Below are 11,592 nucleotides of genomic sequence, written 5' to 3'. Positions count from 1 at the left end.
GAGCGGCGACACCGGCGGCCGGCAGTCCGAATCGGCGCAGCGGTTCCAGACCCACATCGACCAGTGCGACCTCCGGCAGGCCAACACGGATACGGTCTGCCGGATCGTCGCCACCACGGAGAGCCTCGAGGACGTCTGGGGCACCCAACTCCCCGACCAGGTCGGGATGCGGTGGGTCCAGCCACACACCACCATCTTTACCGGCGACGTCGACACCGCCTGCGGCGCGGCCTCCTCCGACGTCGGGCCGTTCTACTGCCCGGCGGACCAGGACGTCTACATCGACCCGGCCTTCTTCGACGAGGTCCTGGTCGGTCGGCTCGGGGGCTCACCCGCCGGCGCGGCCCAGATGTACGTCGTCGCGCACGAGTTCGGGCACCATCTGCAGACGATGCTCGGTGACATCCGCCGATCCCAGCAGGATCCGCAGGGCGCGTCCTCGGGCGCGGTCCGGGTCGAGCTCCAGGCCGACTGCTACGCCGGGCTGTGGGCCCACTACGCCACCTCGACCCCCGGTCCCGACGGCGGGGAGCCACTGCTGGAGAGCCTGACCCCGCGCGACGTCGACGCGATCATCCAGACCGCCGAGGCGATCGGGGACGACCACATCCAGCGGTCCGGCGGCGCCCGGGTCGACCCCGACTCGTGGACCCACGGCTCGTCGGAGATGCGGCGCCAGTGGTTCCTGACCGGGTACGACCAGGGGTCCGTGGAGGCCTGCGACACCTTCGGCGCGCGGGTGTGATCCCGCGGGGGCGGATCAGGGAGTGACGAGACCGGTGACGTGGGGCACGACCGAGTCCAGCGGGACCGGGGTCTGCTCACCAGTGGACATCGTCTTGACCACGACGGTGCCCGACGCCAGCTCGTTCTCGCCCACGACGAGGGTGACGGCGGCCCCCGACCGGTCGGCGGCCTTGAACGCGCCCTTCATACCGCGGTCGCCGTAGGCCATGTCCGCGCGCAGACCGGCGCGACGGAACTCGGCCAGCACGGGCACCAGCGCGGCCCTGGCCGGCGCGCCGAGAGCGACGCCGTACACGTCCACCCGGCCGCCGGAGGCGTGGTCGATCCCCTCCGCCTGCAGCGCGAGCATCGTGCGGTCGACGCCGATACCGAACCCGATTCCGGACAGAGCCTGGCCCCCGAGTTGCTCCATCAGTCCGTCGTAACGACCACCGCCGCCGATCCCGGACTGGGCGCCGAGGCCGTCGTGGACGAACTCGAACGTGGTCTTGGTGTAGTAGTCCAGGCCTCGGACCATCCGGGGATTGACCTCGTAGGCCACGCCGAGGGCGTCGAGGTGTGACCTGACTTCGGCGAAGTGCGCGGCGCTCTCCTCGGACAGGTGGTCGATCATCAGCGGGGCGCCCGAGAGCTGCGCGCGGACCTCCGGGCGCTTGTCGTCGAGGACGCGCAGCGGGTTGACCCGTGCGCGTTCCCGCGTGGCCTCGTCGAGGTCCAACCCGGCGAGGAACGCCTGCAGCCGTTCCCGGTAGGCGGGCCGGCATGAGTCGTCCCCGAGCGAGGTGAGCTCCAGCCGGAACCCGGTCAACCCGAGGGACCGGAAGGCCTCGTCCGCCACCGCGATCACCTCGGCGTCGAGGGCGGGGTCGTCGATCCCGATCGCCTCGATTCCGACCTGCTGCAACTGCCGGTACCGGCCGGCCTGGGGACGCTCGTAGCGGAAGAACGGGCCGGCGTAGCAGAGCTTGACGGGCAGCTGACCGCGGTCCAGGCCGTTCTCGATGACCGAACGCATCACGCCGGCGGTCCCCTCGGGCCGGAGGGTGACGCTCCGTCCGCCACGGTCTTCGAACGAGTACATCTCCTTGGAGACGACGTCGGTGGACTCCCCCACCCCACGGGCGAACAACGCCGTGTCCTCGAAGATCGGCAGCTCGATGTGCCCGTAGCCCGCCCGCCGGGCGGCGGTGGTGATCGCATCCCGGACCGCGACGAACGCGGCGGAGGTCGGGGGGACGTAGTCGGGCACCCCCTTCGGTGCCTTGAGCGCGGTTTTCTTCTGGGTGCCGGTCACGTGTGGTGGGTCCTTGCGTCTCTCGGTGGGTGGTTCGGGGAGGGGGTTCTAGAGGTCACGCAGGAACGGGTTGGACCGCCGTTCCCGGCCGACGGTGGTCGAGGGTCCGTGCCCGGGGAGCACCACCGCGTCGTCGTCCAGCGTGAGGAACTTCTTGGCGATCGACTGCATGAGCACATCGGTGTCGCCCGCGGGCAGGTCGGTACGGCCGACCCCGTCCTGGAACAGCACATCGCCCCCGAGCACGACCGTTCGCCGGCCCTCCTCGGTGTCGACGACGATCCGGAAGGACACCGACCCCGGGCTGTGTCCGGGCACGTGGTCCACGTCGAAGGTCATCGCCCCGAAGCGCAGCGTGTCACCGTCGAAGACCTCGATGACCTCCGCCGGCTCCGTGAAGGCGATGTCCTTGAGCATCGCGGACAGGTCGAGCGACAGCCCCTGACCCGGATCCGAGAGCATGACACGGTCCTCCGGGTGGATGTACGCCGGCACGCCGTAGTGGTCCGCGACCTGCTGGGCGTTCCAGATGTGGTCCAGGTGGCCGTGGGTCAGCAGTACCGCCCGGGGCTTCAAGCCCGCCTCGGAGACCTGCCTGCGCACCTGGTCCTCGGCGTCCTGGCCCGGGTCGACGATCACGCAGTCCCCCGCGGCGTCGGACACGATGTAGCAGTTGGTCTGGAACATCCCGGCTGGGAACCCGATGATCTGCACGTCCCGTACTCCTTTTCTCGATCGCCCACGACGTCCGTCGCGAACTGCCGGTCCGACTGGGCGGTACACCGGAGTGGTGTTCAGCCGTCTCGGCCCGACCTGGTAGACAAGACCCCTGGGCTGGAGCGCTGTGGTCTGCTCTGTGAGTCCCCACCGCGGCGTCAGCCGACTGTTCCAGCCTAGTCCAGGTACCCAGGAGGGTCAGTGTCCACCAACCAGGAACGCCGAGCAGAGGCGCGTCAACGCCTGCGCGAGCAGATGGAGGCGCAGGCCCGCCGTGAGAAGCAACTCAAGATCGTCGCGGCGTCGGTCGTCGTCGCGGTCCTGCTGGGGATCGTCGGGGTGGTCGCATGGATCAACTACGACCGCAAGCGCGCGGAGGAGTACGCCGCCAACTGGCTGACCTGCGAGTACCCCACCGACACCGAGACCCCCGAGCCGCTCGACCCCGCGGAGTTCGAGGATCAGGGCGCCGAGGTGGTGGCGGAGGTCGAGGAGTTCAACGCGCAGGTCGAGACCGTCAACGACACCAAGCGTGACGCCGAGCCGCCGTCGGGCGACCAGGCCAGGCAGGGCCTGGCGGAGATCACCATCACCACCGACCGCGGTGAGATCCCGATCACGCTCGATCGGTCCGGCGCCCCCTGCAATGTCGCCAGCTTCGTCCACCTGGCCGAGCAGCGGTACTTCGACGACACCGAGTGCCACCGCCTGACCGTCTCGGAGGAGGAGCCCGGTCTGTCGGTCCTCCAGTGCGGTGACCCCACGGGGACCGGCCTGTCCGGTCCCGGCTACTCCGTGGTCGACGAGCCGCCCGCCGCGGATACCCTCGAGCTCGCCGACGACGGTTCGGGCGCCGCCATCTACCCCCGTGGCACCGTCGCCATGGCCAAGTCGCAGGCCCCCGACAGCGCCGGGAGCCAGTTCTTCCTGGTGTACGAGGACTCCGCACTCCCGCCGGAGTACACCGTCATGGGAACGGTCGGGGACTCGGGCCTCGAGGTCCTCGACGACATCGCCGAGACCGGTGTGAGGAGCGATGACCCGACCGACCGGGACAACCAGGTCCCGCGGCGCCCCGTCACGATCGAGACCGTGGTCGTCGACGCCCAGTCGGGGCTCCCCGAGAGGTGAGGCCCGGGGGCCGGGACATCCGGCTCAGTTCGACGTCATCCGGTTGACGTCGAAGACCCCCTCGACACCTCGGACCGTCTGCAGGACGTGTCCGAGGTGTTTGGGGTCGGCCATCTCGAAGGTGAACCGCGAGATCGCCACCCGATCGTCCCCCGCCGTCTGGACGGACGCGGACAGGATGTTGACCTTCTCGTCCGCCAGCACCTTGGTCACGTCCGACAGGAGCCGGTGTCTGTCGAGCGCCTCCACCTGGATCGCCACCAGGAACACCGCACCCGGCTGGGGTGCCCATTCGACCTTGACCAGGCGCTCGGGCTCGCGGTGCAGGTCGGAGGCGTTGGTGCAGTCGGTGCGGTGGACGCTCACCGTGCCGCCGCGGGTGATGAACCCGAGGACCTCGTCGCCGGGCACCGGCATGCAGCAGCGGGCGAGTTTGGCGTGCACGTCCTTGACCCCGCCCACGAGGATCCCGGGACCCGCCGGCGCGGGCCGGTTCGAGGTGATGTTCTTGTCCCGCGAGCGGTCCGCCAGCTCCTCGGTGACCTCGTCGGCCCCCCCGTGGGCGGCGACGAGCCGACCCACGATCTGCTTGGCGGAGACGTGGTTCTCCCCGATCGCCGTGTAGAGCGCGGTGACGTCGGCGAACCCCAGCTCCCGTGCGACACCGGCGAGTGACTCGTTGGAGAAGACCCGGTGGACGGGTACCCCCCCGCGCCGTACCTCCCGGGTGATGAGGTCCTTTCCGCGTTCGAGAGCCTCCTCGCGCCGCTCCTTGGCGAACCACTGGCGGATCGAACTCTTGGCCCTGCCGGACACGACGAACTTCTGCCAGTCCAGGCTGGGGCCCGCGTTGGGGTCCTTGGAGGTGAAGACCTCGACGACCTCGCCGTTCTCCAGCGGCTTCTCGAGCGCCACGAGCTTGCCGTTGACGCGCGCGCCGATGCACCGGTGGCCGACCTCCGTGTGGACGGCGTAGGCGAAGTCCACGGGGGTCGCGCCGACGGGCAGGTTGATCACGTCGCCCTTCGGCGTGAAGACGAAGATCTCCTTGCTGGTCATCTCGAACCGCAGGGAGTCGAGGAACTCGCCCGGGTCGGCGGCTTCACGCTGCCAGCTCAGCAGTTGGCGCATCCACGCCATCTCGTCCACCTCGGCGGGGTCTCCGTGGTGCTTGCCGCGGGTCTCCTTGTACCGCCAGTGCGCCGCGATCCCGTACTCGGCGTTGCGGTGCATCTCGTGGGTCCGGATCTGGATCTCCAACGGCTTGCCATCGGGCCCGATCACGGTGGTGTGGAGCGAGCGGTAGACGCCGAACCTCGGCTGCGCGATGTAGTCCTTGAACCTCCCCGGCATGGGCTTCCACGTGGAGTGCACCACGCCGATCGCGGCGTAACAGTCCCGCACGTCCTCGCACAGCACGCGGATGCCCACCAGGTCGTGGATCTCGTCGAACTCGCGTCCCCGGACGATCATCTTCTGGTAGATCGACCAGTAGTGCTTGGGGCGGCCCTCGACCCGGGCCTGGATGTGGGCGTTCTCCAGCTCGGCCCTGACCCGGTTGATCACCGTGCCCAGGTACACGTCCCGACTGGGCGCCCGGTCGGCGACCAGTCGCACGATTTCCTGGTACTTCTTGGGTTCCAGGGTCGCGAAGGCGAGGTCCTCGAGCTCCCACTTCACGGTGGCCATGCCGAGGCGGTGGGCCAACGGCGCGATCACCTCGAGCGTCTCGCGAGCCTTCTTGACCTGCTTCTCCGGAGGGAGGAAGCGCATGGTCCGCATGTTGTGCAGGCGGTCGGCGACCTTGATCACCAGGACCCGCGGGTCATGCGCCATCGCGATGATCATCTTGCGGATCGTCTCCGCCTCGGCCGCCTCGCCGAAGTCGACCTTGTCCAGCTTGGTGACCCCGTTGACCAGATGGGCGACCTCGTCCCCGAAATCCGAGGCGAGGGACTCGAGGGAGTAGTCGGTGTCCTCCACGGTGTCGTGCAGCAGCGCCGCCACGAGAGTGGTGGTGTCCATGCCCATCTCGGCGCAGATGGTCGCGACCGCCAGCGGATGGGTGATGTAGGGGTCGCCCGACTTGCGGAACACACCCTGGTGTTGGCGTTCGGCGAGTGCATAGGCGCGTGCCAGCAGCGCCACGTCGGCCTTGGCGTGGTGGATCCGGTGTACACGGACGAGGGGCTCGAGAACGGCGGGCGTGGACGTCACCGTCAACCCGGAGGTGAGGCGTCGCGCCCACCTGGCCCGGACGCGTCTGCCGGCGGAGGGCCGCGCACCCGGGATCACGGGCAGGGGCTGCGTGTTGGGTTGGGGCTGCTCCGCGGGCACGGGCTGCGGGCCGGCGCCGACGTTCGCGGCGGGATCCTGGCGATTGGTCATGCCGGCTCCTCCCTCCGGGTCCGATCCGTCAACGACGGGCGGTGGTCACGCGACCGTGAGGCAGGTCAGCGGTGTGCCGGCCAGTCTATCCCTACCCCCGAGACCGGGGACCTCGAGCACCACGGACAGCCCCGCCACCACGGCGCCGCAGTCATCGAGGAGACCGACGGCCGCCCCGAGGGTGCCCCCCGTGGCCAGGACGTCGTCCACCACGAGCACCCGCTTCCCGCGGAGGTCGAGACCGTCGGCGGGGAGTTCCAACGTCGCCGCCCCGTACTCGAGTTCGTACGAGCGTGAGTGCACGGGCGGCGGGAGCTTGCCCGCCTTGCGGATGGCCAGCACCCCGGTGTGCAGCTGCACCGCGACCGCACCGGCCAGCAGGAAGCCGCGGGCATCCAGCCCCGCCACGTAGTCCACCGAGCCGATCTCGTGGCTCGCGACGAGCCCCGCCACCACCGCGTCGAAACCGTCGGGGTCGGCCAGAACCGGTGTGAGGTCGCAGAACTGCACCCCGGCCGCCGGGAAGTCCTCCACCCTGCGCATCAGTCTCTCGACGGCGGCGATGATCGCCGGCGACACCTCTGTGGCCGTGGGGTCCGTCATGCGGTAGTCCCGACCTTCTCCCGGCGGGCCAGGACCTTGGCGGTCTGGCGCTTGGTGTCAGGGTCGTGTTCCTTGAGGAGCACCAGCAGCGGTGTCGCGAGGAAGATCGACGAGAACGTCCCAGTGATGATCCCGACCACCTGGACGATCGCCAGGTCCAGCAGGGTGCCCACCCCGAGGATCCAGACCGCGACGACGAGCAGGGCCAACAGCGGCAGGATGCCGATGATGGTGGTGTGGATCGATCGCATGAGTGTCTGGTTGACGGCCAGGTTGGCCTCTTCCGCATAGGTGCTGCTCGACGAGTGTTTGGCCCCGCGGGTGTTCTCCTCCACCTTGTCGAACACGATGACCGTGTCGTAGAGGGAGAACCCGAGGATGGTGAGCAGGCCGATGACCGTGGCGGGAGAGACCTCGAATCCCAGGAGCGAATAGATCCCCGCCGTGGTGATGACGTCGAAGAAGAGCGCGACCACGCCGGCGACCGACATGCGCCACTCGAAGCGCAGCGCCATGTACCCGAACACGATCACGATGAACACCACGAGGGCGATGATCGCCTTCTCGGTGACCTGCCCGCCCCAGCTCTCGCTGCGTGCCGAATCGCCGATCGCCTCGATCGAGACCTCGCCGCTCGCCGCGACGGGCTGGAACTCCTCGAGGAGTGCGAGCTTGGTCGCGTAGATCTCGTCACTGGTGAGGAACCCGGTCTCCACCTCGACGATGCGCGCGTTCCCGGCGCCGACGACCTGGACCGTCTGGGGTTCCTGACCGATCGTCTCCTCGACGACGACGGCCACCCGGCCGGTGTCCGCATCCCCCGCCGGCATCGTCAACTTGGTGCCGCCGGTGAAGTCGATCCCGAAGGTGAACCCCCGGAAGATGATGCTCGCCAGGCAGATCGCGACGATGACGCCGGTGAGGAGGAAGTACAGGCGGCGCTTCTGGACGATGGGGAAGGCGCCGGTGCCGGTGTAGAGGCGGTTGAACAGACTCTCCGGCTGGTCGGGTCCGGTGGTGTCGGTGGTGTCGGTCGTTCCCGGGGCGCTCATCGGCCCTCCTCCTCGGAGTCGTCGCGGCGCGGCAGGATCATCGTCACGCCCGGGGTCGCCGGTCCCGGGTCCGAGGGCGGTCCGTCCGGACCGCGCACGGTCGCCGACACACCCCGGGTGCCACCGGAACCCGAATCGGCTCCGGCCTTCTCGGCGTCCTGCTCGAGGCGGCGCCGCTCGGCGGAGTCGACCCGCAGGGCCTCCATCCGGCCGAGGCCGTTGGCCCATGGTTTGGTGAACAACGGCTTCGTGGAGGCCAGGTAGACGAGCGGCCACAGCACGGTGAAGGCCACGAGGACGTCCATGACGGTGCTCAGCGCCAGGGTGAAGGCGAATCCGCGGACCTCACCGGTGGCCAGGAGGTACAGCACCACGGCGCCGATCAGGCTCACCACGTTGCCGGTGATGATGGTGCGACTGGCGCTTTTCCACGCCCTGGGTACCGAGGATCTGAACCGGTGTCCGTCGCGGAGTTCGTCCTTGATCCTCTCGAAGAAGACGACGTAGGAGTCCGCGGTCATACCGATACCGATGATCAGGCCCGCCACACCGGCCAGGTCGAGGCTGTAGTCCACCGTGTACCCGAGGAACACGAGCATCACGTAGGTGATCAGGAAGGAGATGGCGAGGGAGAGGAACGCGATCACGCCGAGCAGCCGGTAGTACACGACCGTGTACAGCAGCACAAGCAGGAAACCGATCGCGCCGGCGAGCAGTCCGGCCTCGAGGGAGGCCAGACCCAGCGAGGCGGGCACGTTGTCGACGTTCGGGTCCTCGAAGGAGATCGGCAGCGCACCGAACCGGAGGTTCGCGGCGAGCGCGGCCGCCTCGTCCATCGTGAAACTGCCGGTGATCGAGGTGGCCGATCCGACCGGTGTCACGCCCTGGACCACCGGGGCGCTGATGACCTCACCGTCGAGGAGGATGGCGATCTGACGCTGCAGGTTCTCCTGGGTCAGTCGCGACCACGTGGCGCTCCCCTGCTGGCCGGGGCCGGCGTTGAAGCGGAACGAGACCTCGTTCTGGCCGGCCTGTTGGCTGAATCCGGAGCCCACCGAGTCCTTGACGATCTGTTGGCCGTCGAGGCGCTCCCCGTCCTCCGGCTCACCGATGAGCAGCGGCACCGGGCCGAGCACGTACTTCGCTCCCTCGCCGCACGCGATCAACGCCTGGGCCTGGTCCTCGAAGCCCGCGGTGATCTCCCTCTCGGGGCACCGGAACTCCGGGAGGCGTTGGGCGAGTTCCTGCGGATCGCCCTGCCGGACCTCGAGGGCCTCCTCCACCGCCCGGGCGACCGCCTCTCGGTCACCGACCGCGGCGTCGACGGGTTCGACGTCCCCCTCGGCGACCGGCTGGACCTCGAGGACGGGGCGGATCGTCAGCTGCGAGGTGGTCCCGAGGTCACGGGCCTGGCTCGAGTCCTCGCCGGGCACCGTGAGGACGATGTTGCTCCCCTCGATGACCACCGAGGTCCCGGCCACGCCGAGCCCGTCGACGCGATCGCGGATGATGTCCTGGGCCAGGCGGAGGTCCTGCTCGTCCGGCTGCCCGATGGGGATCAGGGTGACCCGCGTGCCGCCCTGCAGGTCGATACCGAGCTTGGGTGTGAGGCCCCTCTCGGCCACGGCGAACGCGGCGAGGAAGAGGATGAAAAACACCAGGGAGAAGACGGACAGCAGTGCCCAGGGCCTGGGGCGGGCATCTACGCGTCGAGAACGGACTGGTGACACAGGTGATCTCTCTCGGTCTTCAGCAGAGGCCTCCGGCTGGACGGCCCCATCACACTACTCGCCGGTAGGCGGTCGTCAGGAACCAGCGCCGTCCGTCCCCGCGGCCGACCCGGGGGAGGTACCGGGGTCGAGCTTCTCGCGGATCACCCTGCGGTCCCACTGCGTCCGGACGCCGGGGGCGATCTCCAGGACCAGGCTCTCCTCGGCCACCGACACCACGGTCGCGTGCAGACCCGAGGTGGTGAGCACCTGATCGCCGACCGCGAGGGAGGCCTGCATCTCCTGCAGGTCCTTCATCGCCTTCCGCTGCTTGGAACTCTGGAAGAACATCAGCGCGATGAGCGCCAGGATCATGACGGGCAGCAGTAGTTCCAGTCCCATGCGGCGTCCTCTCGGTTCGGGACCCGTCGAGTCGGGGTCCGAAGGTGTCGGGTCCGGGCGGCGGACCGGTCCCGTTCGAGGATGCCACCTCCGTGGTCACCCGCGCGGGCCGGGTCCCGTCTCGGTCTCGACCGGGAGCATCGGTTCCTCCGGGTCGCGATTCGCGCGGCGCAGCCCCAGGTGCTCCCATGCCGCCGCGGTGGCCACGCGTCCCCGGGGGGTGCGCGCGAGCAACCCCGCACGGACGAGGAACGGTTCGCAGACCTCCTCCAGGGTGCTCGACTCCTCCCCCACGGCCACCGCGAGCGTGCTCAGACCGACGGGCCCGCCCTCGTGCTGGACCAGCAGCGCCCGCAGGACCGCACGGTCGAGCCGGTCCAGGCCCAACTCGTCGACCTCGTAGACGCGGAGTGCCGCGCGCGCGACGGGGACCGTGACCCGCCCGTCCGCCCGGACCTCCGCGTAGTCCCGCACGCGACGGAGCAGGCGGTTGGCTATCCGGGGCGTCCCGCGGGACCGCCCGGCGATCTCCGTCGCCGCCTCCGGCTCCACGGGGATCTCGAGGATCTCGGCCGCCCGGGACACGATTCTCGCCAGGTCCGCGTCCGAGTAGAAGTCCATGTGCGCGGTGAACCCGAACCGATCCCGCAACGGCCCGGTGAGCGCTCCGGACCGCGTGGTGGCCCCGACCAGGGTGAACGGGGCGATCTCGAGGGGAATCGAGGTGGCCCCCGGACCCTTGCCCACCATGATGTCGATCCGGAAGTCCTCCATCGCGAGGTACAGCATCTCCTCCGCCGGGCGCGCGATGCGGTGGATCTCGTCGATGAACAGGACGTCACCCTCGATGAGGTTGGAGAGCATGGCGGCGAGATCCCCCGGCCGCTCGAGAGCGGGCCCGGAGGTGATGCGGAGCGACCCGCCGAGCTCGGCCGCCACGATCATGGCGAGGCTGGTCTTCCCCAGGCCCGGAGGCCCGGAGAACAGCAGGTGGTCCGGGACCACACCACGACGGGTCGCCGCGGTGAGCACCAGCTCGAGCTGCTCGCGGACAGTCTCCTGCCCGATGAACTCACCCAGGTTCCGCGGGCGCAGGGCGCCCTCGACATCGGAGTCGAACGGGGTCGACGCCGCGGACAACTCGGCCTCCGCCCCGTCACCGGCCCCCGGCGTGAACGGCTCCTCGTCCCCGTGCCCGTACGGCCCCGTCATCAGCGCCTACCGAGTGAACGCAACGCCAGCCGCAGGGCCTCCGCCGGGCCGAGGTCCGGAGCGGTCGACAGGACGGCGGTCGCGGCCTTCTCCGCCTCCGTGGCGGAGAAGCCCAGTCCCTCGAGTGCGCCGGCCACCTCGGTCGCCGCCGGTCCACCCGGCATCCCCGGACCGCCGCCGCCGCCCACGGTGTCGTGCACCGGGCCGACCTTGTCCTTGAGTTCGAGCACCATCCGCTCGGCGGTGCGCTTGCCCACCCCGGGAACCCGCGTGAGCGCCTTGACGTCCTCGGTCCCCAGCGCTCTCACCAGCTGCTCGGGTTCGAGAGTGGCCAGGA

At 69.7% G+C, this 11,592-nt stretch carries 11 protein-coding genes; 2 read left to right on the top strand and 9 right to left on the bottom strand.

The annotated features are described in order from the left end of the window. On the top strand, nucleotides 1–745 hold a 745-nt coding region (locus G6018_RS06900; protein ID WP_182639231.1), incomplete at its 5' end, for a neutral zinc metallopeptidase. 15 nt (nucleotides 746–760) lie between these two features. Here G6018_RS06900 and hisS read toward each other — a convergent pair. Next, on the bottom strand, nucleotides 761–2,041 hold the full coding sequence (gene hisS / locus G6018_RS06895) for a histidine--tRNA ligase (protein ID WP_179525369.1): 1,281 nt from the start codon (nucleotides 2,039–2,041) through the stop codon (nucleotides 761–763). 48 nt (nucleotides 2,042–2,089) lie between these two features. Further along, on the bottom strand, nucleotides 2,090–2,755 hold the full coding sequence (locus G6018_RS06890) for an MBL fold metallo-hydrolase (RefSeq protein ID WP_179525370.1): 666 nt from the start codon (nucleotides 2,753–2,755) through the stop codon (nucleotides 2,090–2,092). 204 nt (nucleotides 2,756–2,959) lie between these two features. On the opposite strand from G6018_RS06890, the gene G6018_RS06885 reads away from it, so the two are divergent. Beyond that, complete coding sequence (locus tag G6018_RS06885) at nucleotides 2,960–3,889, top strand: peptidylprolyl isomerase (protein ID WP_182609388.1); 930 nt, start codon at nucleotides 2,960–2,962, stop codon at nucleotides 3,887–3,889. A gap of 24 nt (nucleotides 3,890–3,913) precedes the next feature. On the opposite strand, the gene G6018_RS06880 is transcribed toward G6018_RS06885, so the two are convergent. From G6018_RS06880 to G6018_RS06850, 7 genes are all read right to left on the bottom strand, one after another. After that, entirely contained in the window at nucleotides 3,914–6,277 is a 2,364-nt protein-coding gene (locus G6018_RS06880) for a bifunctional (p)ppGpp synthetase/guanosine-3',5'-bis(diphosphate) 3'-pyrophosphohydrolase (protein ID WP_182639230.1), read from the bottom strand. A gap of 45 nt (nucleotides 6,278–6,322) precedes the next feature. Next, nucleotides 6,323–6,880 carry an adenine phosphoribosyltransferase gene (locus G6018_RS06875; protein WP_182639229.1) on the bottom strand — a complete coding sequence of 186 codons (558 nt, stop codon included), beginning with the start codon at nucleotides 6,878–6,880 and terminating at the stop codon, nucleotides 6,323–6,325. Continuing rightward, nucleotides 6,877–7,932 (bottom strand): protein translocase subunit SecF, encoded by a 1,056-nt coding sequence (gene secF, locus G6018_RS06870; protein WP_182639228.1) that lies wholly within the window; start codon nucleotides 7,930–7,932, stop codon nucleotides 6,877–6,879. The genes G6018_RS06875 and secF overlap by 4 nt, the downstream gene beginning before the upstream one ends. After that, nucleotides 7,929–9,590 (bottom strand): protein translocase subunit SecD, encoded by a 1,662-nt coding sequence (gene secD / locus G6018_RS06865; RefSeq protein WP_179525375.1) that lies wholly within the window; start codon nucleotides 9,588–9,590, stop codon nucleotides 7,929–7,931. The genes secF and secD overlap by 4 nt, the downstream gene beginning before the upstream one ends. Before the next feature lie 147 nt (nucleotides 9,591–9,737). Next, nucleotides 9,738–10,043 (bottom strand): preprotein translocase subunit YajC, encoded by a 306-nt coding sequence (gene yajC / locus G6018_RS06860; protein ID WP_179525376.1) that lies wholly within the window; start codon nucleotides 10,041–10,043, stop codon nucleotides 9,738–9,740. Nucleotides 10,044–10,139: 96 nt separating this feature from the next. Next, the gene (gene ruvB, locus G6018_RS06855; RefSeq protein WP_206682188.1) at nucleotides 10,140–11,255 is read right to left on the bottom strand and encodes a Holliday junction branch migration DNA helicase RuvB; all 1,116 of its coding nucleotides are present in this window, start codon (nucleotides 11,253–11,255) and stop codon (nucleotides 10,140–10,142) included. Then, a partial coding sequence (locus G6018_RS06850; RefSeq protein ID WP_241732009.1) for a helix-hairpin-helix domain-containing protein occupies nucleotides 11,255–11,592 on the bottom strand: 338 nt, incomplete at its 5' end. The genes G6018_RS06850 and ruvB, both read right to left, overlap by 1 nt.

The organism is Dietzia sp. DQ11-44 (assembly GCF_014145205.1).
In the GTDB taxonomy this organism is placed as follows: Bacteria; Actinomycetota; Actinomycetes; order Mycobacteriales; family Mycobacteriaceae; genus Dietzia; species Dietzia natronolimnaea.
This window is presented reverse-complemented; position numbering and strand designations above follow the sequence as displayed.